This window comes from Xenorhabdus vietnamensis (assembly GCF_002127535.1).
In the GTDB taxonomy this organism is placed as follows: Bacteria; Pseudomonadota; Gammaproteobacteria; order Enterobacterales; family Enterobacteriaceae; genus Xenorhabdus; species Xenorhabdus vietnamensis.
In genome coordinates, this window is record NZ_MUBJ01000001.1 from 104,396 (window position 1) to 126,984 (window position 22,589).

Consider the following 22,589-nt stretch of genomic DNA (forward strand, 5'->3'; position numbering starts at 1 on the left):
TGCATTTTTATAAGACTAATTAATTTTAGTAAGAAATTAAATGCTATTTGTTATTCCTATTTTACATAAAGATAACATTTCCATAACGCTATGCATCATCAAATAATGGTAAAAAATTAATAATTATTGTTATATAAAATATATATACTAACTCTTAATAATTGAGCTTCTTAAACAAAATATACAACTTATTGTTTTTAAATTATTTTCTTTAGTGTGTCTTTTTGGGGGATGGCATAAATACTCTTTTGCTTCTTTCGGTAAAAACGGGGTTTTTAATCAGATTCTTTGAATGTAGGTTATTTGAATGGTAGTTCTATCCGCTAATGGCGGCAATAAATGTCTATAATGTCATTGGTGGTAAATTCTTCCACTAACAAATAACAGAATAAATACACCTAATATATATTGATATTGTTGATCAGGGTTCCATTCAGTCAGTGATAGAGTTTGATGTAAGTATTTACTTTAACTGCTGACAAACCCCGTTAAAAACAATGGGGTTTGTTTCAGTATTTACAATTCACTGTTTTTATTGAGGTCGTATATAGTTAACGCTTTTGCACTGTAAATAAAAGCATTCTCACCCTTCATTAATATTACCACGCCAATTCCCTCAACTAATTCTTCTCGTGTTAGCCCACGTTCTATGCCTGAGCGAATGTGATTTCTAAGTGATTCATCAGAACCTGAGGCTATTGCAATTGTAATGGCAATTAGTTCTTTGAACTTATGAGGAAGTTCTCCATCACTTAGTGCTGTGGTATAAAATTTTTCAAATGCGGATGCGATATCAGGTGATGCATGAGTTATAGTGCAGATTGCGTCAGAAAAAGTATTAATTTGTTCATTCACAGTTTGTGTCTTACTCATGTTTTCCTTCCTTAATCTTGTATTAACAGTGTTTTTATTGAAGCTAGTGATTGATCATCTCATTACAATATTTATTCAATTATTTTATTGAATTCATAAATCAGGTCAATGGTTACTGTTCTGGAAAACTAAATCTCGTGAAAAAGTGCGACTCAATCTCAGGAGAATAATACCTATTAAAATTGTGTTGTTATTGTGTTATTTTTTGTCTTTTGAATAGTTTTTATATGTAAATATTACATTTATGATTGATTTTATGCTGGTTGAACTATCATTCAGCAGTTGATTGGTCTATTTTTAAGCATTGCTTTTATCCTGAATTCTTAGATATTTTTTATGTGATTTGTCTTAAAGTATTTTGTAAGTATTTGTTATTAATGAATAATATATTCTATTTTCTGATGATAAAAGAGCTATTGATTTAATTTTAATATTAAATATAATAATTGAATGATAGGTGTCGAACAGACTGTGTTAGCGATCACCTTGAGCATTGATTTATAAAAATGATGGGCGTAATACCGAGTAGAAACAAAGGGAATATTTTACAGGCTCAATGCTTTTACTCAAACTTACGTTTCAATATTAAACTTAACAAGTTTAAATTAGCATACTTCACATTTTGTTCATAAGCCGTGATTAATTGACTTAAAAATTTTTGCTAAGGATTCAATATGAGTACATTAATTGAATTAACCGAAGAGAATTTTGATAGTGTAGTTGGCATTGAAGGGCTCTGTGTTGTCAGATTCTGGGCACCATGGTGTGGTCCGTGTCGTACGGTAGCACCAACGTTTAATCAGTTATCAATTGATATGAAAGATAGTGCGACTTTCGGGGAAGTCAATATTGATGAAGTCCAGGCTATAGCTATGAAATATGGTATTCGCAGTATACCAACGACATTAGTATACAAAAATGGACAACCTGTAGATTCTCTTATTGGGATCGCTTCATTATCTCAATTTAAGAATATGGTTTCTCAAAATTTGTAATTCAGGTTGAGTTAAGTTTAAATTTTGAGGGGTCTGCCTTACCTAACAGTCTAAACTAATATCATCATTTGCTGTTAATTGGTAAAACAAGGAGTACCTAATGTCTGTTTATACGAAAGTATTAATTATAGGAACAGGCCCTGCTGGGTATACTGCGGCGATATATGCGGCTAGGGCTGGCCTTTATCCTATTATTGTCTCCGGTTTGGAAGTGGGTGGACAATTAATGAATACGGTTGAAGTTGAAAACTGGCCGGGAGAGCAGGGAGGAACAACAGGCCCTGAACTTATGCTAAGGATGGATAAACATACGAAAGAATTTGTTCCAGAAATCACTAATGATCACATCGTTTCAATCGATTTTGACTCTAAACCTTTCTTGGTTTCAGGGGAGAAAAATGAATATCAAGCAGAAAGTATCATTATTGCAACAGGATCAACTGCACGTTATTTGAATTTACCTGATGAAAATAAATTACGTGGCAGGGGGCTTTCTGCCTGTGCAACTTGTGATGGTTTTTTCTTTAAAAGGCAGGATGTTGCGGTAATAGGTGGTGGTAATACTGCTGTCGAAGAGGCATTATATCTTTCCAATATAGCAAGGCGAGTTTTTCTTATTCATAGGCGAGATCAACTAAGGGCTGAAAAAATCCTGCAAGATAGACTGATGGCTAAAGTTAGGGAAGGTAAGATCGATATACTCTGGAATACAGAAGTGAAAAACTATATAGAATATCAAGGGGCATTCAAGGGGCTCGCATTAATCAATAAAGCTGATGATATATTATTTGATCTTCCTATCAGTGGTTGTTTTATGGCTATAGGTCATACTCCGAACACAGAATTTTTACAAAATAGATTAAAGCTGAATGGCGGATATATTATTGTTAATGGTAAGTATCAAAATTTTGAAACAATGACATCAATCCCAGGGATATTTGCAGCAGGGGATGTTGCTGATAACAAGTATCGCCAGGCAATAACATCTGCAGGTTCAGGGTGTATGGCTGCTCTTGATGCAGAGAAATGGCTACAGCTTAACAATATATAATATGATTTACTCATTAAGGCCATTCAAAAATGTACTGGATGGCCAATTTTTAAATGAAGTTGTAAGCATACTGACTTGGATTCCAAACACGTTTGAAATTTCCTGTTTTTTATTTTCCATTCGATATTCTTCCGTTGTGCCAGATTACATTGAGACTAATTCATACTAGCTATGCGCTTGGCGTTGTGGCCTTGATGCCTATGCGAATCTGCCTAAGTTTGTTGAAAGAGAGAATTTGAAATGTTATCAGACCAATTATTGGCCTAATAATGACAACCTAAGATTTTACTTCAATATTCATCCCTGCGTCTTTCCAGCCTGAAAACCCTTTTTTAAAGTGGCGAGCACGAATACCTTTGGCACGCAGTAATTCAAGAGCATTGGCAGAAAGAACACAATATTGTCCCCGGCAATAAGCGATAAGATCTGAGCTGGAAGCAAGCTCATCTAATCTACTCTCTAGTTCATCAATAGGAATATTAATGGCATTCGGCAAGTGGCCTTGTTCAAATTCCTCTTTTGGCCTTACATCCAGTAATGTCGTGCTCTTTTCCTTGATTCTGTCTAACAACTCATCCCATGAAATGGCTTCCTGATTGTTCATATCATCAATTAATCTGCGCATTTCCCCTCGATTAAATTCAGTATATTTTTGGATCGCTGTAATGATATCCATTACAGGACCGTCTCCCAGACGATAAAGGACATGCTTACCGACCTTACGGGATTGAAGGAGTCCTGAACGCTTTAAGTGTTGCAAATGCTGGGAGGTGTTGGCAATGGACAAACCAGAAAGCTCTGACAGGCATTCTACGGATTGCTCAGAATCGGCCAGGCATTCAAGCAGGGTCAGACGATGGACATTTCCCAGTACTTTGGCTATTTCTGCGATCTCAACGAGAATTTGTTTATCAAACATTGACATTTGGTTTCCAATAACATTACATTCAATTAATTCATTGAGTATGATGATATCAAAGTTTTTAAGGTGTTTCGAGTGTCAGCTAAATGATTTAATAAACTAATAGGCAATCTGGGACGTTTAAATTTGGAGAGTAGCAGCAAATGAATGAAGGATTGGAGTTTATTGTTCGTTCGATATTGATTGGAGCTGGTGCGACAGTAGTGATGGATCTTTGGGCGCTTTTCATGAAACGCAGTTTTGGAATACCGCCGTTGAATTATGCTATGGTTGGTCGTTGGCTTGGGCACATTCCGAAAGGTCGGTATTGTCATAAAAGCATTGTCCAAGCTGAACCAGTGAAAAGTGAAGTATGGCTTGGTTGGTTTGCCCATTACCTGATTGGTGTTATCTTTGCTGGGCTTTTGCTATTCATTTTGGGTCTGTCTTGGGCAAAAAATCCGACTTTTCTTCCCGCATTGTTTATGGGTATTGTTACTGTAGTAGCACCTTTTTTCATCATGCAGCCCGGCATGGGAATGGGAGTGGCTGCATCTAAAATGCCTGCACCTAATACATTAAGGCTGAGAAGTTTAATGGCACATACTTCTTATGGAGTAGGCCTCTATTTATCTGCACTATTTTTTACATTATTTTCTTAATTTCATTGCTAAATATCCGTCGATAAATTTGCACTATTTATCGACGGGAAATACATTTCACTCGTATATATTTTCTTAAGTTGAATATGAATAATATAAATTAATTTACCTTATTTATCATCTGATACATTGAACACTATTATATTATGTACATACAAAAACCCTTGTTCATCTATATTATTAGCGAAAGCAATTATATCCAATCATCGCGCTGTTCAAATTTCCATCATAAAGCACCGCCAGACTCTACTCATTGAGTTTTATAAACCGACCGTGATTTGATCAGAGCCCAAGCTATCGGGCATTCTTGTTCAAGTTGATATTCAATCTTGCGAATCGTTAGTGTCCTGATTTAGTGAGCTACTACAGCTAGTTAGCATAATGAATATCATTACTTTCATCATGATTGCTCAACGTCTGTGCGTTATTCATCTATAAAAGACAGGATAAAAATACCAAGGGCTTTTAACCGTTGACGAAAATTTAAAGTCATATTAATCTAATATTCAATCATTGTATTGAGTATTTTAATGATATTGCCGTGTTTCATGTCACTCTTTATCGATCAGGAGATCTCATAATGTCGTCTACGAATATATCTTCTAAAGACAACGATAAATCACAGGTAGAATTGCCCCCAAATACTCAACATCTGGCGTTCATAATACTAGCAATTGTTCAATCCACTTTGATCTTCACTATTGCACTAATCACAGTTCCACTTCCAAAAATTGCGATAGAATTCAACCTCACGTCTGCTGATCTGCTCCTTGTTCTTGCTGCCTATGGACTCCCATTCAGCGGCCTGCTGCTCTTTGGTGGACGGCTGGCTGACAGGTTTCAGGGGCGACGAATGTTCGCAGTTGGTTTACTCATCTTTGGTATATCTTCTGTTATTGCTGGTTTCGCTCCTACTTTCAAGGTGCTTGTTGCTATGCGCTTTGCTCAAGGAATTGGTGGGGCCTTGATAGCACCAGCTGCAATGGCTGTGTTACGTTCAGTGTTCCCGGAGCACGGTGCTTTTGCCCGGGCAATGACCACATGGGGAAGTGTTTCTGTTCTTGGCGCTGTTTTAGGGTTTATTATCTCAGGTGTAGCAACAACGTGGGTTTCCTGGCGATGGATGTTTGTTGTTCCTGTCCTTGTTTCACTCATAGGCTTGATCAGTACCCGTAGTTTACTTCCGGCTGGTATTGACGAGACTTATCAGCATAGACCTAAATTAGACCTAATTGGTGCAATTTTCGCTACATTGGGTATTTCCTTAAGTAGTTACGGTTTGATATTAACTGGCGATCATCCGTGGGCATCGCCAGTTGTACTGCTCCCTCTGCTGAGTGGTCTTTGCTTATTAGTTGCCTTTACAGTGGTCGAACTTTTCGTCCGTGACCCACTTCTTCCCCCCAGATTTATTTTCGAACGGTATCGACTCACTGGGCTATTTGGTATGTTTCTTGCTGCCGCAGGATCGGGGATTGTCAACTTTGTTTTATCCCTCTACTTGCAACAAGAGTTGGGGTGGACACCACTCATGACAGCGTTCTCATTCCTACCATTCGCTATCGCTCTTATCGTGGCCGGAAAAATGGCAGCCCCTTTAGTTGGTCGCATGGGCGCAGCACGGGTAACAAGTTTAGGGCTATTTATCGCTGCAATAGGGCTTGGGTTGTTGGTCGCTATTGACAGAGATACGACTTACACCGTGGTGTTGTTACCCAGTCTGGTTCTTGTAGCAATAGGCACTTCACTGGCTTTTTCAGGTTCTGCCGTACTTTCTACAATGAATGTTCCACAGCATCAGGCAGGTTTGGCTGGCGGAGTCATGAACACCGCTATGGAACTCGGTCCGACTATAGGTCTCTCTTCATTGATGGCTGTGGCCGCAACACAAGCAGATACGATTGATGGCTATGTATGGGCGTTCGGAACTGCTTCCGTTATTTATATCATTGCAGCACTGTTGGCGATGTTGTTCACACACCGAAATTCTGTTGCATTAGGTAAACCTCATCATGAATAAAATTCAATCAGAGAGAATGGGCTTGAAAGTCCCATCAAAAATAGAAGCACCAACGCAAAAGCAGCGTGATATACCTGTTTACATTTATTTGCTTGGACTGACTATATTCACTCTTACTACCTCTGAGTTTATGGTTGTAGGTATGATGCCATCATTAGCTGGGGTGTTTGGGGTCACTATCGCAGATATTGGCTATCTAATCTCACTCTATGCTATTGGTATGGTCGTCGGTGGGCCAATATTGACAGCGTTATTTGTTGCACTGAGAGTTCCCAACAAACAGGCACTACTTTGGTTACTGGCGCTCTATAGTATAGGGGGACTTATAGCCGCAACTGCTGGAAATTATCTGACTATGGCTATTGCCCGTGTTATCACTGGTGTTGCGGGCTCTGCGTGTATCGGTATCTCTTTGGCAATCTGTGGTGAAGTAGTCAGAACTGAAATGCGGGGAAGAGCCTCATCAATTATACTCAGTGGAATGATGTTGGCGACAGTTTTGGGTGTACCCGCAGCAACCGTAGTCGATCAGTACCTTGGTTGGCGTTTGAGTTTTTGGTTGGTTGTCATATTCACCATCACTTGCTCCTTGATCGTTTGGGGGCTGGTGCCTGCTTCGCGTAATACCTCAGAGATCCGTATTGGAGATCAACTTACATCATTTCGAAATGGGAAACTCTGGGCTGCTTATGGTACAAGCGCCCTTATCATCGGGGCATCTTACGCAGCTTTCAGTTATATTTCTGCAATCTTGACTGAAGTTACAGGTTTACAGCTTGCGGTCGTGCCTATTTTACTCGGCCTCTATGGTGCAGCGAATGTTATTGGCAACACAATTACCGGCCGTTTTGCTGATAAACATACTTTCGCAGTACTAACCATCGGGCTTAGTATATTGGCTATATCGTTGCTGATATTCGCGCTTTTCCCAGAAAATCGATATGTAAGCGTGATTGCTTTTTTAGTGATCGGTCTTGTCGGTGTGCCCATGAGCCCAGCAATGATTACACGTGTTATGCGGGTAGCAAATGCAGGCCCACTGGTCAATAGTGTCCATGTATCTATCATTAACAGCGGCTTGGCATTCATCGCGTGGGCTGGAGGATTAAGCATTGGTGCAGGATATGGACTAATATCTCCATTATGGATAGGGTTACTTCTGGCTATCTTTGCCTTGCTTTCACTCACACCCCGTAGGGTTAGAATTTCAATAAAGTCACCTTAAAGTGAGTTTGAAATGGACAATAAATGAACATTTATAATTTTTGGTAATAGCGCTGGCACTTACTCAGTGCAGCGCTATTTGTCAAAAAATTTCAATTTTTATTGCATAAGATCAGAAGATTACAACAAATATAACTATCTGCCATCCTTCCAAACTTTCAGAAGAATAGTGTTACTGTGCGATCCAACACTGGCGAATGAATCATCGGGGAGATCAGTCCATTTGGCATTCAAGCTCTTCATTAGAGTTCTAAATTCTTTTGATTTCGTTCGATTACGAAATTCAGTGCCTGGGGACATAATAGAAACAAGCAAACCGTCGTTCTTAAGGAATTTTAACGCATGTACAATATGGTCGATATCTCGCTCTCCCTCAAAGGGAGGATTCATGATTATGCGATCATATAATGCCCCTTGGGTAGGTTCAACTGTGATAAAATCCGCATTTATAACGTGCCGGAAAAGCTGGGTATTCTCCAGTTCTATACATCTTTCAGCATGTACCTCAATGCAATCAACAATACCACCAGCATCTACAGCCAACTTGGCAAGATTTCCCAGCCCTGCGCTTGGTTCAAGTACAGTTAAACAATGAGAGCCTTGTGTATGGATAATTTCGGCTTCTGCAATAACCAGATGTGCAACTTCGATTGGGGTTGGGAAAAAACCGTAATCAGTGGCAAGAGATAATGTTGGTTCATGCAACCCACGATTTTCATTTATGCTAGTGCTTTCGAAATCAGGGGCACCATAGTAATCACCTAAAAGACAAATAACTTCTTTAACCAAATCTTCTCGCTTGAACCAAAGCTTGCACCTTCTTTTCTCATCAATATATCCAGAAAGGTACTCTGAATCGATTGTTTTCCTTGTATTTATCTGCTCATTATTCAACGCCTTAATCAAAGCATCGATAATGTTAAAACGGTTCTTCTCGGATAGATTCTTTCCGTCTAAAAGTAAAAAGATTGCTTCAATATCTTCCAATACCTGTTTAAGGTCCGATGCAATTTTTTCTTCATTTCTAATTCCGGAGAGATTTTTTATGTCAATATTATCCCCTAAAACCCAGCCATCATGTGTTCTAAACCGTCTATCTAAAAGCGAAAAACAGTGAGCCACTACTTTTTTGAAAGCCATCTCATGTTCTTCGGTGAGACATTTAAGGCTTGCATCAGAAAAAAATTTATTCATAAATCTTCCCCTATCTTAATGTATTAGCAAAAAAGTATCCTTTACCTCACTAAATATTATTCAATAAATAAATTTAATAATTTGTTAATTTTCGTCTGCCACTTCATCAGTCAACACATAGAATATATGATGTTTTAAAAAATATTTATTTGTTTTTTTAATTAGTTAATGGAATTCAAATGCAATGCACACATATAAAAATATCAAGTTGACAGAAACTTGCATACATACATATTATTCAATTTTTAAATTGAATAATTTATAAAAGTAAATCTATAAAAATATCTATCAAAAAGTAAGTTATTCAAAAAGTAACTCATTGCCGTTGCTATACAAAACACATAAACAGTCGGCTTTTTCAAACCCTCAGGGGGGAATTTATAAAAGGAGCAATACCATGAAATACGATGTAATCGTTGTAGGCTCAGGTGCAATCTCCGGTTCTATTGCCTACGAATTAGCCAGTCAAAAGCGTAAGGTTTGTCGCATCGGTAGCCTCGATAGAAGCAATGCTGCTTCCAATGCAGCAGGAGCCATGAATGGTTGCTTTGGTGAAGTAACAACAGGTTTAGTCGCAAGCCAACATGGAAAATTGAAGATAAGCATGGACTTCAATGCCAAAAATCGATGGCCACAATGGGCTGAAAGACTCGCAGCTTCATCTGGAAACCATCAGTCACTTTTTACGGCACAAGGGACGTATGTTATTCTCAACACTGCGGGAACTGACGAAATAGATAGTGCTAATTATGATGCAATCGAAGAGGCACTAATCTCCTATGACGAACCATACGAAGCAATTGCTCCTAAGCAGATTTCTTGGTTGAACTCTAACGAACTTGTTCGACCGTTAGTGAGTCTGTACATTCCCAATGAACACGCTATAAATTCCCATCGACTACTTGAAGTATTAGATTCTGCTTTTCTGGCTGAAGGTGGAACTATTATTTCGAAAAACGTTAAACGTGTTATATCAAAAGATGAAAGTGTTACCGGTGTTGAGCTTGAGAATGGAGAAACAATTTCGGCTGATAAAGTCGTTATAGCGGCTGGTGTTCACTCATTAGATATCCTTGCTGACATGCCAGATATCACAGAAAGAATTCCACCACTATTTGCCGGTAACGGCATTTCCATATTACTTAAGCTTCCAGAAGGAATGGCATTACCAAAGTCGGTTATTCGAACGCCTAATCGAGCTTTCGCATGTGGCTTGCATTGTGTGCCAAGAAACGATGGTATTCTGTATATTGGAGCAACTAATATTCTAAAAAATGATCCTCGAACTCAAGCAACTGTATCAGATGTTCAATTCCTGCTTGATTGCGCTGTAGAACAGCTCAATATGGATTTGTATTCTTCTGAAATTATCTCAATTCAAGTGGGAAATAGACCTATATCAGCTGATGGATTTCCTCTTATTGGAGAATGTGGAATGAACGGGCTTTGGCTGGTTACTGGCACGTATCGAGATGGTCTGCATCAATCCCCTTTATTAGCTGACTACGTTGCCAACGCTATCTATGGGAAAACGAATGTGGATATCGATCTTGGCGATTTTGCTCCTATCCGTGCACCCTTAACGGGTCTTTCCCGTGACATGACAGCAAAGGAAACCGTGTCACAAATGCTGGGTGTGGGATATGAATGTCTTTGGGACATCAAGCCGAATTGGACACCTATAATTCAAGAAGGATTGTTGCACCGTTACGAAAGTTTAATTCATTCTCTTCATCCTCATTTTACACCTCCTCCGGAGATTATCGCTTTTTCCTTCTACAACGACAGGATAAAAGAACGCTTACTGGCATACTATGACGCTTGGTCATCATAGATAATGTGTCAGAGGTAAACAACAGTGCCGGAAGAGGAGGATGGAGACTCGCAAATTTCCGGCTTTAGGGGATTAATAAATATCTGGCGATCGTAATCACGTTTATGTCGTTCAAAAATTAAGCTTCCACAAAAAATAAATAAAATTAAATATTGATTGTTACGGCCTAGACAGGAAAAACCTGACATCGGCTCTTTCTACAATATGAAGAGCGGGCGTTGTCAGGTTTTTTATCTGAAATCCAATAGATTTTTGAAGCATAAACAATGTGTAAAGCGAGGGAGGTAGCATGGAATACCAGATACTGGCCCAAGAAATTATTGCAGGCATTGGCGGTAAAGAAAATATTGTCAGTCTCGTTCATTGTGCGACTCGATTACGTTTTAAATTACGTGATTGCACACTCACCGATATCAATAAACTAAAAGCCCATCCCGATATCATGGCGGTTATCGAGAGTGGGGGACAATTTCAGGTTGTGATTGGTAATGAAGTCAAAGAGGTATATCAGGCTATTCAACCAATGTTGGCACTTTTTGATGAAAAATCCTCAATAACATATCCAACTGGCAAAAGGGATAATTTATTTAACCATTTTATCGATATCATTTCGGGTATTTTTATTCCGTTTTTAGGGGTCATGGCGGCTTCCGGAATCTTAAAAGGCTTGCTTGCAGTTGCCATAGCATTTCATTGGTTAACGCTTGATAGCGGTACTTATCGTGTCTGGTATGCGGCCAGTGACTCATTGTTTTATTTTTTCCCTTTATTGCTTGGGTATACCGCAGGTAAAAAATTCGGAGGTAACCCATTTATTTCAATGGGAATTGGTGGGGCATTGGTACATCCCCTGATTATCTCTGCTTTCGATGCATCAATTGTTGCTGGCAGCCCAACTGAATACTTTATGGGGCTCCCACTCTCACTCTTGAATTATAGTTCTTCAGTGCTCCCAATTATCTTTGCTTCTTGGGTAAGCTGTAAAATAGAAAAAAAATTGGATGTCCTCCTACCTGCTACTATCAAAACTTTCGTGACTCCTCTTATCTGCCTGATGTTGATCGTGCCGCTTGTATTTATTGTTATTGGGCCTGCAGCAACATGGCTAAGCCAATTATTAGCTAATGGCTATCAAACTATATATGGATTTGCTCCGGTTTTGGCAGGGGCGGTTATGGGCGCAATCTGGCAAGTCTGTGTCATTTTCGGTTTGCATTGGGGATTAGTGCCTATCGTATTCAATAACTTAACCGTTTTGGGGCATGACACGCTAATTCCTCTGCTGTTGCCTGCCGTCATAGGGCAAACAGGAGCTGCATTGGGCGTTTTCCTGCGCACTCGCGATGCTAAATTGAAAATGCTGTCTGGCTCTGCGGTTACTGCGGGTATGTTTGGTATCACTGAGCCTGCGGTTTATGGTGTCACCCTGCCTTACCGTCGGCCATTTTTCTTTGGCTGTATTGCCGGCTCAATTGGTGGTGCTGTCATTGGTTATTACCAAAGTGCCGTCTATTCAATAGGTTTGTCCAATATTTTTACCTTTACTCAAATGATCCCTCCAACAGGGATCGATAATACAGTATGGGGAGCAATTATTGGTACGTTGCTGGCGTTTGGCATTGCTACCATTTTGACATGGATGTTTGGGCTGCCTGCTATTACTGATCAGCCCACGGAAGACAAAATCAATAAGCATCAATCTGATTTCTCGCATAAGCCTTAAGTGTCCATGAAAGGAGATTTGAATGAAACAGTTTCCAACGCATTTTCTATGGGGGGGCGCGATTGCCGCCAATCAAGTTGAAGGTGCTTATTTGACGGATGGAAAAGGTCTTTCTACATCAGATGTTTTGCCACAAGGGATTACTGGCCCTGTTGTTGAGCGTGATTCTTCGGATGAAACTCTCTATCTCAAAGATATTGCCATCGATTTTTATCACCGTTACCCCGAAGATATCGCTTTATTTGCAGAAATGGGTTTTAAATGCCTACGCACTTCTATTGCCTGGAGCCGGATTTTTCCTCATGGAGATGAAAATCAACCCAATGAAGCGGGATTGGCATTTTATGACAGGCTGTTCGACGAAATGGCCAAATATGGCATTCAACCTTTGATCACACTATCTCACTATGAAATGCCGTGGATGTTGGTCGAAAAATATGGGGGGTGGGGAAATCGTAAGCTGATCGCGTTTTTTGAACATTACGCAAGCACGGTATTTACCCGCTACAAAAGTAAGGTGAAGTTATGGCTGACATTTAATGAAATTAATATGTCGTTGCATGAACCTCTGACAGGTGTTGGATTGTCGAGAAACAGCAATCAATCAGAGATCTATCAGGCCATTCATCATCAATTGGTTGCCAGCGCCAGAGTGGTGAAACTGTGTCGGGAAATTATTCCCGATGCTCGGATTGGCAATATGTTGCTTGGTGATTTGATGTATCCATTGACCTGTAAACCAGAAGATGTACTGGCAACTCTTCAGCAAAATCAAAAGTGGCTGTTTTTTGGTGATGTTCAATGTCGAGGGTATTATCCCGGCTATATGCTGCGTTATTTTCACGAGAATGGTATTGAATTTACTATTACAGAGCAGGACAAGCATGACCTGAAAAATACAGTCGATTTTATCTCATTCAGTTACTACATGAGTGGCTGCACAACAGCAGATGAAGCGGAATACCAGAAACAACAGGGTAATATCCTGCATAGGGTGACCAATCCTCATTTGCCCAGCACAGAATGGGGTTGGCAGATAGATCCCCTTGGTTTACGCACTATATTGAATTCGCTCTGGGATCGTTATCAGAAACCCTTGTTCATTGTTGAGAATGGCTTGGGTGCGAAAGATACGCCAGAAGCTGATGGTACTATTCAGGACGACTATCGTATTCAATACCTTAAAGATCACCTTATCCAAGTCAGGGAAGCGATTGAAGATGGTGTGGATGTTATGGGATATACCAGTTGGGGACCAATTGATTTGGTCAGTGCCTCAAAAGGTGAAATAACTAAACGCTATGGTTATATCTATGTTGATCAAAATGAGCAGGGGACAGGTACGTTAGAGAGACGTCGTAAGAAGAGTTTTTATTGGTACCAGCAGGTGATTGAAACTAATGGCTGTAGCTTGAGTGAATAGCTATCCATAAGATCTCTTATCCATAAGGTTCTGAATCTGAACAAGCTCAGAACCTTTATGGCACTCATTTATTTATGCATTTATGGCATTCAATTCTTGATAATAAAAAATTATTGATAACAAAAAGCAAAATGCGGGCTTTTAACGACGTGCGCTTTTCGGTCTGAATGCGGCCACAACAGTGTCATCCGTTTCAATATAAGGACCGTCCAGCAGTTGGATGCAGTAGGGAATACTGGCAAAAATTCCCGCTACCAGCACTTTGCCGTTTTCGTCTTTCAATCCTTCCAGAGTTTCTGCGATGGCTTTAGGTTGCCCGGGAAGATTCAGAATCAGAGCTTGGTTGCGTATCACCCCCACCTGTCGGGATAGAATTGCTGTTGGCACAAATTGGAGGCTGATTTGACGCATCTGTTCGCCAAATCCTGGCATTTCTCGATCAGCAATTGCCAGAGTTGCATCCGGTGTGACATCGCGGCGTGCTGGCCCTGTTCCACCAGTGGTTAGTACCAGATGGCAACCGAGTTCGTCGACCAATTCACACAATGTTTGTTCAATCAGGATTTGCTCATCAGGAATCAGACGGGTTTCTACTTTAAAAGGTGTGGTAATTGCTTTTGCGAGCCATGTTTCCAGTGCAGGAAGCCCCTTGTCCTGATAAATTCCGTTGGAAGCCCGATCAGAAACAGACACGAGGCCAATGCGCAATACGTTCATACAAACCTCAATTAACGACAAAAATAGAGAAAATGTTATTGATGGTGAAATGAAAAAACAAAAGGCGACTTATTATGTCGCCTTTATATAAGAAAAAATAGCGTGCCGCCTAAGATTACAGCAGATCAGCGATCATGCTCTCAAGTTTGCCTTGGTCTACTGCAAACTTACGGATGCCTTCCGCCAGTTTTTCAGTTGCCATTGCATCTTGGTGATGGTTCCAGTAGAACTCAGCTTCAGTCATTGGTGTTGGGCATGCTTTGATTTCGCCTTCATAACCCAGCTTGCACTCAATTTCACCTTCTGCTTCAGACAGCTCTTTCAGCAGTGCCGGAGAGATGGTCAGGCGGTCACAGCCAGCCAGTTCCAGAATTTCACCAGAGTTACGGAAACTTGCACCCATAACAACAGTGTTGTAACCGTGTTCTTTGTAGTATTGATAAATTTCAGAAACGGAAATCACACCTGGATCTTCATGTGGCGCGAATTCTTTTTTGTCACTATTTGCTTTGTACCAATCGAGGATACGGCCAACAAATGGAGAAATCAGATAAACACCAGCTTCTGCACAAGCACGGGCTTGGGCAAAGGAGAACAGCAGGGTCAGGTTACAGTTGATGCCTTCTTTTTCCAGCTGTTCCGCAGCACGGATGCCCTGCCATGTGGAAGCCAGTTTGATCAGAATGCGATCGTTGCTGATGCCCGCTTCGTTGTACAGTTTGATCAGGCGTTTTGCTTTCGCTACGCTGGCTTCGGTGTCATAAGACAGGCGAGCATCGACTTCAGTGGAAATACGGCCAGGGATCAGTTTCAGAATTTCCAGACCAATATTGACAGCCAATTTATCGCCGGCATTAATAATTTGCTGTTCACGGGAATCACTTTGTCCACGTGCCCATTCAACGGCTTCATCAATCAGTTGGCGATATTCTGGAATTTGAGCTGCATTCAAAATCAGGGAAGGGTTGGTGGTTGCATCTTGCGGCTGATACAGTTTCATCGCCGCGATATCCCCGGTATCTGCTACTACTGTTGTCAGTTTACGCAGGGAAGTCAGTTTATCGGTCATGTTTAATGTCTCATCGTTATACGTAAAATCTTTGGCAACGTTGCCTCGCCATCCCGTGATAATAACATGGTCAAGCGCGGCTGTAAGGTAGGAAAATCCTATCGCTGAGATTCTCCCCTTTTTGTTCTTTTTTGCTAAAGTGGGGAAAGTCTGGATTATTAGGAAAAAATAATGCTTATTACCATTTCACCTGCAAAAACACTCGATTATGAAAGCCCACTGGTGACAGAAAAATTTAGCCAGCCGCTATTATTGGCGGAATCTCAACAGCTGATTGATGTTTGCCGGACTTTAACACCTGCGCAAATCGGCAGTTTGATGAGTATTAGTGATAAATTGGCGGGGCTGAATGCTGCTCGTTTTGGTGAGTGGCAGCCAAATTTCACACCAGAAAATGCACGTCAGGCGATTTTGGCATTTAAAGGTGATGTTTATACCGGTATGCAGGCAGAAACTTTCTCTGCTGGTGATTTTGAGTTTGCCCAAATGCATTTGAGAATTTTATCTGGCTTGTATGGAGTTTTGCGTCCTCTTGACTTGATGCAGCCTTACCGGTTGGAAATGGGAATCAAGTTGGAAAACCCGCGCGGTAAAGATCTGTATAAGTTCTGGGATGATCACATTACTGAAAACTTAAATACAGCTCTGGAACAGCAGGGCGACGATGTTCTGGTCAATCTGGCATCAGACGAGTATTTCAAATCGGTAAATACAAAAAAGCTGGTGGCCAGGATTATCAAACCTGTTTTTCTGGATGAGAAAAATGGTAAATACAAAGTTATTAGTTTCTATGCTAAAAAAGCGCGTGGATTGATGAGCCGCTTTATCATTCAGAACCAACTGACTGATCCAGAACGGCTGGTGGAGTTCAATCTGGAAGGGTATGCCTTTGATGAGGCTCTCTCTAAAGGAAATCAGCTGGTGTTTAAGCGTCCTGAGCAGGACTAATTTCTCCAATCAATACAGCCATTACTCCTTCTAAAAGGAGGAGTAATGGCTGGGTCAAGCCAATAAAGAGGAAATTCGAAAGGCATAAGCATTGTGACTATTCTGTTTAGAGAAAATTTTTTATTTATTTTGATGTAGTTTTTTGGATTCGGCGTCAATTCTATCTCGATAGAAGCAGACTGCGGCTGAATTGCAATGAGTATAATCAGAGTTACCATTCATTACCCCAATTAAAATATTACTTTTTGAAAACACAGAACTTCCAGAATCACCAGCATTTCCCACTTTACGGGATAGATAAGCATATCCATTTGCCAGCTCTGATTTAGCAAAAGTTTCAAAATAAGTTGTGGTTGTTTGGTAATCTGTAAGGGGTAAACTCTTGCCATCATCATCCATCCTTTGATAGAAAATAGCACGAAGGGGATACTTTACTTTAGGACCTGATGGACATGGGGCGTCAAGTTTTGCCACGATAGCGCCACTATTGGGATCAATTTTTCTATCCAATTGAATAATTGCGAGATCTACTTCGGGATCAAATTGCACCCAACTCTTACCAGAATGAAGTCCAGCATACATAATGAATTCTTTTCCATAATAAATTGATAGCTCTTTGCTGTTGGCGTTTATCCATTGTTGATTAAGGCAATGGGATGCTGTGAGGACTAGATCATCAGCAATAAGTGTTCCGCCACATCGATTGGTAAACTTCTGTTTAGACAAATTATACGAAAAGTCAAGTTTTACATATGATAATGCATTTGCTGAATTTGGGGGATTATCAGCCGCAATTACCTTTCCTGATATAGTAGCTAAAAGAATTATAATAAGTATGTTTATTGGATTTTTCATCTTTAATTCCTATGAGACTTTCTAACTTTCAGACTGTTTTGCTGTTGGGAATTTAATCTACTCCTTAAATGCAATAATTGTTATTGAATTGTTTCTGTTTGTTTCTTGTTTGTTTGGGCTGGATGTTTTTCTGTTCTTGTCGGTTTTTCGGGCTGGGGCCAATTATGAAGAAACAATAAAATGAGTGTGTGGAAATAATCAATCCTGTAATCTACTGTTTTATTTAATAAATTAAATTTAATTCAGATTTGCTTAAGACAGCAATGAGGCACAATCAATGTTTTTGTTAAAGAAAACGTTAATCATGCCTCCTCAGATAGTTAGTTCTTATCTTAAATAAAGTTCAGGCTACTGTTTATTTCGGCGCTTTTTTCATCAGGAATTCACGCAACGTTGGGAAATCAGCAGGTAAGAAGTGAGATAATAAGGCTAGATCAGCTCGGTCTGCCAACTCTACAGGTAATGGCAACGGCTGGCTGAGGGTTGCTTCAACACTCTCTTTGAATTTAGCTGGATGAGCCGTACCTAAGAATAAGCCATATTCCCCTTCCTGTAACTGATCACGCAAGACACGATAAGCAACGGCAGCATGTGGTTCAGAAATATAGCCTTTTGCCGCCAGCTCGCGCATGGTGTTTTGGGTGTTCGTGTCATCGACGGCTCCGTGTGCGAGTTCACTCAGTGCCCAATCTTTGCGTTTGAACAGTTCTTCAATACGCGGCCAATTGTTGGGTTGGCTGACGTCCATTGCATTCGATAGTGTGGCAACGGTCTGATTTGGTTGCCATGCTCCTTCTGCCAAATAACGGGGAACGGTGTCATTAACGTTAGTCGCCACGATAAAACGTTTTACTGGTAGTCCCAGCGATTTTGCCAGTAGCCCCGCGGTCAAATTACCAAAATTGCCACTTGGAACGGAAATAACCAACTGCTCATGTTTTTCTACAGGAATCTGTGCAACTGCTTCAAAGTAATAACAGATTTGTGCCAGCAGGCGGCTGATATTAATTGAGTTGGCTGAGTTGAGATGCAAGGCTTGTTTCAGCTCTTCATCATCAAAAGCCTGTTTGACCAATGCCTGACAAGCATCGAAATCTCCCTTGATAGCAACTGTATGGATATTACGACCCAGAGTACAAAAGAGTTTTTCCTGCAACGGGCTGATCTTGCCTTCAGGATAAAGGATCACAACCTGTACGTTATCCAAACCATAGAAGGCATGGGCAACTGCGGCACCGGTATCACCGGATGTTGCTGTCAAAATAGTAACGGGGTTTTCGCCCGCGATCTGCGCAAGAATTTGTGCCATGAAACGGCCACCAAAGTCTTTGAAAGCCAGCGTTGGGCCATGATAAAGCTCCAGTGAAGCGATATCGTCTTCAACCGCGGTTACGGGGGCAGGGAAGGCAAATGCGTTTTTAACGCGGGTTGCCAGTTGCTCTGCGGGAATTTCATCGCCAATAAAGGCAGATAGAATGCGTTGGCTACGGCTGGCAAAATCCAGTTTTAGTAAGTCGTCAATCTCATCACGGCTGAATTCTGGCAAATCCTGCGGAAAAAAGAGGCCTTGTTGCTTGCCCAACCCTTGTTTTACTGCTTGTGAAAAACTGACCTGCTCGCTGCTGTCTTTTAAGTTATATAATTTCATGGTTACTTTACCTGTCGTGCGCCTGCGAGATCCAGACGGCAAATATGTACAAAGCCTTCGTCATTCTGTACGTAATGTTGTTGCAGCCATTGTGAAACTTCTTCTGCTACAGCCATTTCATTACAAATGGCAAAAAGGGTTGGGCCTGAGCCGGAAATACTGCATGCCAGTGCCCCTAATTTTTTGACTGCATCACGTGCGTTGGCAAATCCTGGTAAGAGTTGTGTGCGATAAGGTTCTGCTACAACATCTTTCATTAATTTGGCAGCAAGTTCTGGTTGTTGGGTATGACAGGCGTGAATAAAACCAGCAAAATGACGTCCATGCTCAATGATGTCCTTGCGGGCATAGTGTTTTGGCAGAATCGCACGGGCTTCTGATGTTGATACTTTGATGCCGGGATAAGCCATTACCCACAACCAATCATCAAACGCGGGGACAGGCAGACAGGTCGTCTCTTCCTGAGATAATATCAATTGTAAGCCTCCCAAATAGCAGGGGGCGACATTATCATAATGAACGCCACCGGAAATGCGTCCTTCTAATTCTCCCATCATGTCCAGCAACTGGTTTTGGTTAAATGGATGGCCTGCATACTCATTCAATGCCACCAGACCAGCGACAACAGAACAAGCGCTGGAGCCTAATCCCGAACCAATTGGCATATTTTTCTCTAATGTCATGAGCACGGGTAATTTTTTACCCAGTCGTTGACAAAAAAGCTGCCAGCATTGGTAGACAATATTTTGTTTGGGATCAGCAGGTAATTTGTCAACAAACCGCCCTTTATTATTCAGGCTAAAGCTTTCAGCTTCACTTACGGAGACACAATCTCCAAGCAACGAACCATCAACGGGAGAAACCGCTGCGCCGAGCACATCAAATCCGACGCCAACGTTCCCGATAGAGGCAGGCGCATAAACCCTGACAACCATTAAACCCCCAATTTCCATGATAGAGTGCGTAATATATCAGCAAAAACCCCTGCTGCCGTTACATCATTTCCTGCGCCATAACCACGCAATACCAGCGGGATGGGTTGATAATAACGGGTATAGAAAGCCAGCGCATTTTCGCCATTCTTGACTTTATAAAGTGGATCGTTGCCATCAACAGAGACAATTTTCACTGTACAACGGCCATGTTCAATCAAACCAACATAACGCAAAACTTTTCCTTGTTCTGCGGCATTTTTAACGTGTCGGCTGAATTCTTTATCCAGCTGTGGCAAACGTTGCAGGAAGCTACCGACATCGCCATTGGAATCGAACGTTATTGGTAAAACTGGCTCAACATGGATATCTTCCAATTCCAGTTCATAGCCAGCCTCTCGCGCCAAGATCAGCAATTTTCGCGCAACATCCATGCCTGAGAGATCATCCCGTGGATCGGGTTCAGTAAAGCCTTTCTCTTTTGCCTGCATGGTTGCTTGTGAAAGCGTCATGCCTTCATCCAGCATACCGAAGATATAGGACAGAGAGCCAGACAGGATGCCACTGAATTGCACTAATTCATCACCAGCATTAAGCAGATTCTGCAAATTTTCGATAACAGGCAATCCCGCCCCTACGTTAGTGTCATACAGGAATTTGCGTTTTGATTTTTCTGCTGCCTGACGGATTTGGCGGTAATAAGCCATTGACAAAGTATTGGCTTTTTTGTTCGGTGTAACAACGTTAAAACCGTCACCGAGGAAGCTGGCATATTGTTCCGCAATTGACTGATTAGAAGTACAGTCCACAATAACTGGATTCAGGAGATGGTACTCTTTTTCAAGGCGGATCAGACGACTCAGGCTAAAAGGCTCGGTTGCTTCTGATAGTGCCTGCTGCCAGTTATCCAGATTGATACCTTGCATGTCCGTTAACAAAGCTCTGGAATTGGCAATACCACAAACGCGCAGTTCAATGTGTTTTTGTTTGAGCCATGCTTGTTGGCGACGGATTTGTTCAATTAAGGCACTGCCTACACCACCGACGCCTACAACGAAGACTTCAACGACCTGAGCGGTGTTGAATAACATCTGGTGACAAAGCCGAACAGCGGTGGTTGCCGCATCATTTTCGATGACAGCAGAAATGGAACGCTCAGAAGAACCCTGTGCGATAGCAATGATATTGATATTGGCTCGTGTCAATGCGGAGAAAAAGCGGGCAGAAATTCCACGTTGGGTACGCATGCCATCTCCAACAACAGAGATAATGGCAAGATTATCTATCACGTCGATGGGATCAAGTGCGCCATCTTTCAACTCCAGATAAAATTCTTCTGTCAGCGCTTTTTGCGCTTTCAGCAATTCTTTTTGCGGCACGCAGAAACTGATGCTGTATTCTGACGAAGACTGTGTAATCAACACAACGGAAATGCCTTCACGCGACATCACGGAAAATATCCGTGCGGCCATGCCGACCATGCCTTTCATTCCGGGACCGGAGACATTGATCATTGCCATATGATTCAGGTTGGTAATGCCTTTGATCGGTATATTCCCATCATTTTTTCCATTACCAATGAAAGTGCCGGGAGCATCGGGGTTAGCGGTGTTTTTTATCAGACAAGGGATTTGAAATTGGGCAATAGGAGCAATGGTACGGGGGTGAAGGACTTTTGCACCGAAATAGGATAATTCCATTGCTTCCTGGTATGAAAGGCTTTTCAGCAAGCGTGCATCTTTAACCGCCCTTGGATCACAAGTATAAACACCATCCACGTCAGTCCAGATTTCGCAACAATCAGCTCGCAGGCATGCTGCCAGTACTGCGGCTGAATAGTCAGAACCATTGCGTCCCAGCACGACTAATTCGCCATTTTCATTACCCGCAGTGAAACCCGCCATCAGGATAATATGATCTGAAGGAATGTTCAGTTCAGCAATTCGTTTGGAAGATTCATGGATATCGACAGTTGATTCGAGACAATGTCCATGTGCCAAAAGATTTTTAACGGGATCAATGACAGTGACTTTATGGCCACGAGCCTGTAGAACTGCTTCCATGATGGCAATCGACAGTTTTTCACCACGACAGATCAGGGATGCATTAATGCTATCTGGGCATTGTCTTAATAAGGAAATGCCGTGCAGAGCTTGTTTAAGACTGCCCAGTTCACGTTCTACTATCCCTTTCAGTCGTTCATAATCAAACCCTGATTGTTGCTCTTTTAAGCCTGACAGCAAATCAGCAAAGATTTGGGTAGCATTGCTCATATTGGAAACAATATCTTGCCCTGCCACCGTTTTTTCAATCATCGACACCAGATGGTTGGTGATCTTTGCCGGTGCAGAGAGTACCAAAGCAACTTGGCCGAGGGATAGCTCATTCTCGGCGATATCTGCGACTCTCAGTACACACTGGTGATTCGCAACTGAGGTTCCCCCAAATTTCAATACTCGCATTAACATTCCTCTCCTGATTTCTGTCCAAAAAAAAGCCCGTATCTTGTGGGATACGGGC

17 protein-coding genes, 1 pseudogene and 1 other annotated feature (1 of these 19 cut by a window edge) are annotated in these 22,589 nt (G+C 41.4%); of the genes and pseudogenes, 9 read left to right on the plus strand and 9 right to left on the minus strand.

Features of this window, described 5'->3' with window-relative positions; genetic code table 11:
* Positions 1-516 precede the first annotated feature (516 nt).
* Complete coding sequence (locus Xvie_RS00465; protein ID WP_086107446.1) at positions 517-873, minus strand: carboxymuconolactone decarboxylase family protein; 357 nt, start codon at positions 871-873, stop codon at positions 517-519.
* 674 nt (positions 874-1,547) lie between these two features.
* Between Xvie_RS00465 and trxA the strand changes: the two genes are divergently transcribed.
* Positions 1,548-1,868: a thioredoxin gene (gene trxA, locus Xvie_RS00470; RefSeq protein ID WP_086107447.1), complete on the plus strand. Its 321-nt coding sequence runs from the start codon at positions 1,548-1,550 to the stop codon at positions 1,866-1,868.
* A gap of 100 nt (positions 1,869-1,968) precedes the next feature.
* Complete coding sequence (gene trxB / locus Xvie_RS00475) at positions 1,969-2,919, plus strand: thioredoxin-disulfide reductase (RefSeq protein ID WP_086107448.1); 951 nt, start codon at positions 1,969-1,971, stop codon at positions 2,917-2,919.
* A gap of 277 nt (positions 2,920-3,196) precedes the next feature.
* Here the strand turns inward: trxB and Xvie_RS00480 are convergent, their stop codons facing one another.
* Complete coding sequence (locus tag Xvie_RS00480; RefSeq protein ID WP_244175394.1) at positions 3,197-3,844, minus strand: ArsR/SmtB family transcription factor; 648 nt, start codon at positions 3,842-3,844, stop codon at positions 3,197-3,199.
* A gap of 140 nt (positions 3,845-3,984) precedes the next feature.
* Here Xvie_RS00480 and Xvie_RS00485 point away from each other — a divergent pair, with 140 nt between their 5' ends.
* The 3 genes from Xvie_RS00485 (at position 3,985) to Xvie_RS00495 (ending at position 7,727) form a co-directional block, all read left to right on the plus strand.
* A complete protein-coding gene (locus Xvie_RS00485; RefSeq protein ID WP_086107449.1) occupies positions 3,985-4,482 on the plus strand; it encodes a DUF2938 domain-containing protein in 498 nt (165 codons plus the stop codon).
* A gap of 580 nt (positions 4,483-5,062) precedes the next feature.
* A complete protein-coding gene (locus tag Xvie_RS00490) occupies positions 5,063-6,502 on the plus strand; it encodes an MFS transporter (protein ID WP_086107450.1) in 1,440 nt (479 codons plus the stop codon).
* Positions 6,495-7,727: an MFS transporter gene (locus Xvie_RS00495; RefSeq protein WP_244175395.1), complete on the plus strand. Its 1,233-nt coding sequence runs from the start codon at positions 6,495-6,497 to the stop codon at positions 7,725-7,727. Before Xvie_RS00490 ends, Xvie_RS00495 begins: the two co-directional genes overlap by 8 nt.
* Positions 7,728-7,861: 134 nt before the next feature.
* Here the strand turns inward: Xvie_RS00495 and Xvie_RS00500 are convergent, their stop codons facing one another.
* Positions 7,862-8,920, minus strand: a complete 1,059-nt coding sequence (locus Xvie_RS00500) for a DUF4942 domain-containing protein (protein WP_086107451.1) — start codon at positions 8,918-8,920, stop codon at positions 7,862-7,864.
* 397 nt (positions 8,921-9,317) lie between these two features.
* Here Xvie_RS00500 and Xvie_RS00505 point away from each other — a divergent pair, with 397 nt between their 5' ends.
* The 3 genes and pseudogenes from Xvie_RS00505 (at position 9,318) to Xvie_RS00515 (ending at position 13,900) form a co-directional block, all read left to right on the plus strand.
* Positions 9,318-10,754 (plus strand): NAD(P)/FAD-dependent oxidoreductase, encoded by a 1,437-nt coding sequence (locus Xvie_RS00505; RefSeq protein WP_086107452.1) that lies wholly within the window; start codon positions 9,318-9,320, stop codon positions 10,752-10,754.
* A gap of 289 nt (positions 10,755-11,043) precedes the next feature.
* Positions 11,044-12,417, plus strand: a pseudogene (locus Xvie_RS00510) (PTS transporter subunit EIIC); the annotation flags it as partial.
* An 82-nt stretch (positions 12,418-12,499) separates the two neighbouring features.
* Positions 12,500-13,900, plus strand: coding sequence for a glycoside hydrolase family 1 protein (locus Xvie_RS00515; RefSeq protein ID WP_086107454.1), 1,401 nt, complete (start codon positions 12,500-12,502; stop codon positions 13,898-13,900).
* A gap of 141 nt (positions 13,901-14,041) precedes the next feature.
* Here Xvie_RS00515 and mog read toward each other — a convergent pair whose 3' ends face one another.
* Together mog and tal are read right to left on the minus strand one after the other, a co-directional pair.
* Positions 14,042-14,617: a molybdopterin adenylyltransferase gene (gene mog / locus Xvie_RS00520; protein ID WP_086107455.1), complete on the minus strand. Its 576-nt coding sequence runs from the start codon at positions 14,615-14,617 to the stop codon at positions 14,042-14,044.
* A 115-nt stretch (positions 14,618-14,732) separates the two neighbouring features.
* Positions 14,733-15,686, minus strand: coding sequence for a transaldolase (gene tal, locus Xvie_RS00525; protein WP_086107456.1), 954 nt, complete (start codon positions 15,684-15,686; stop codon positions 14,733-14,735).
* A gap of 171 nt (positions 15,687-15,857) precedes the next feature.
* Between tal and yaaA the strand changes: the two genes are divergently transcribed.
* The gene (gene yaaA / locus Xvie_RS00530) at positions 15,858-16,634 is read left to right on the plus strand and encodes a peroxide stress protein YaaA (protein WP_086107457.1); all 777 of its coding nucleotides are present in this window, start codon (positions 15,858-15,860) and stop codon (positions 16,632-16,634) included.
* Positions 16,635-16,754: 120 nt separating this feature from the next.
* Here the strand turns inward: yaaA and Xvie_RS00535 are convergent, their stop codons facing one another.
* The 4 genes from Xvie_RS00535 to thrA all read right to left on the minus strand — a co-directional run bounded on the left by Xvie_RS00535 (position 16,755) and on the right by thrA (position 22,531).
* Entirely contained in the window at positions 16,755-17,489 is a 735-nt protein-coding gene (locus tag Xvie_RS00535; RefSeq protein ID WP_086107458.1) for a trypsin-like serine peptidase, read from the minus strand.
* A gap of 355 nt (positions 17,490-17,844) precedes the next feature.
* Entirely contained in the window at positions 17,845-19,137 is a 1,293-nt protein-coding gene (gene thrC / locus Xvie_RS00540) for a threonine synthase (RefSeq protein ID WP_086107459.1), read from the minus strand.
* 2 nt (positions 19,138-19,139) lie between these two features.
* A complete protein-coding gene (gene thrB / locus Xvie_RS00545) occupies positions 19,140-20,090 on the minus strand; it encodes a homoserine kinase (protein ID WP_086107460.1) in 951 nt (316 codons plus the stop codon).
* On the minus strand, positions 20,072-22,531 hold the full coding sequence (gene thrA / locus Xvie_RS00550) for a bifunctional aspartate kinase/homoserine dehydrogenase I (RefSeq protein ID WP_086107727.1): 2,460 nt from the start codon (positions 22,529-22,531) through the stop codon (positions 20,072-20,074). Before thrA ends, thrB begins: the two co-directional genes overlap by 19 nt.
* Positions 22,532-22,556: 25 nt before the next feature.
* Positions 22,557-22,589: a sequence feature (Thr leader region), on the minus strand; it runs 83 nt beyond the window's last position.

Excerpts from the sequence above, each read along its gene's own strand:
- Xvie_RS00500 (WP_086107451.1), bottom strand. The coding sequence starts at position 8,920 with ATGAATAAATTTTTTTCTGATGCAAGCCTTAAATGTCTCACCGAAGAA.
- trxA (WP_086107447.1), top strand. The coding sequence starts at position 1,548 with ATGAGTACATTAATTGAATTAACCGAAGAGAATTTTGATAGTGTAGTT.
- Xvie_RS00505 (WP_086107452.1), top strand. The coding sequence starts at position 9,318 with ATGAAATACGATGTAATCGTTGTAGGCTCAGGTGCAATCTCCGGTTCT.
- trxB (WP_086107448.1), top strand. The coding sequence starts at position 1,969 with ATGTCTGTTTATACGAAAGTATTAATTATAGGAACAGGCCCTGCTGGG.
- Xvie_RS00515 (WP_086107454.1), top strand. The coding sequence starts at position 12,500 with ATGAAACAGTTTCCAACGCATTTTCTATGGGGGGGCGCGATTGCCGCC.
- Xvie_RS00480 (WP_244175394.1), bottom strand. The coding sequence starts at position 3,844 with ATGTCAATGTTTGATAAACAAATTCTCGTTGAGATCGCAGAAATAGCC.
- mog (WP_086107455.1), bottom strand. The coding sequence starts at position 14,617 with ATGAACGTATTGCGCATTGGCCTCGTGTCTGTTTCTGATCGGGCTTCC.
- Xvie_RS00495 (WP_244175395.1), top strand. The coding sequence starts at position 6,495 with ATGAATAAAATTCAATCAGAGAGAATGGGCTTGAAAGTCCCATCAAAA.
- yaaA (WP_086107457.1), top strand. The coding sequence starts at position 15,858 with ATGCTTATTACCATTTCACCTGCAAAAACACTCGATTATGAAAGCCCA.
- Xvie_RS00465 (WP_086107446.1), bottom strand. The coding sequence starts at position 873 with ATGAGTAAGACACAAACTGTGAATGAACAAATTAATACTTTTTCTGAC.
- thrB (WP_086107460.1), bottom strand. The coding sequence starts at position 20,090 with ATGGAAATTGGGGGTTTAATGGTTGTCAGGGTTTATGCGCCTGCCTCT.
- Xvie_RS00535 (WP_086107458.1), bottom strand. The coding sequence starts at position 17,489 with ATGAAAAATCCAATAAACATACTTATTATAATTCTTTTAGCTACTATA.
- Xvie_RS00485 (WP_086107449.1), top strand. The coding sequence starts at position 3,985 with ATGAATGAAGGATTGGAGTTTATTGTTCGTTCGATATTGATTGGAGCT.
- thrA (WP_086107727.1), bottom strand. The coding sequence starts at position 22,531 with ATGCGAGTATTGAAATTTGGGGGAACCTCAGTTGCGAATCACCAGTGT.
- thrC (WP_086107459.1), bottom strand. The coding sequence starts at position 19,137 with ATGAAATTATATAACTTAAAAGACAGCAGCGAGCAGGTCAGTTTTTCA.
- Xvie_RS00490 (WP_086107450.1), top strand. The coding sequence starts at position 5,063 with ATGTCGTCTACGAATATATCTTCTAAAGACAACGATAAATCACAGGTA.
- tal (WP_086107456.1), bottom strand. The coding sequence starts at position 15,686 with ATGACCGATAAACTGACTTCCCTGCGTAAACTGACAACAGTAGTAGCA.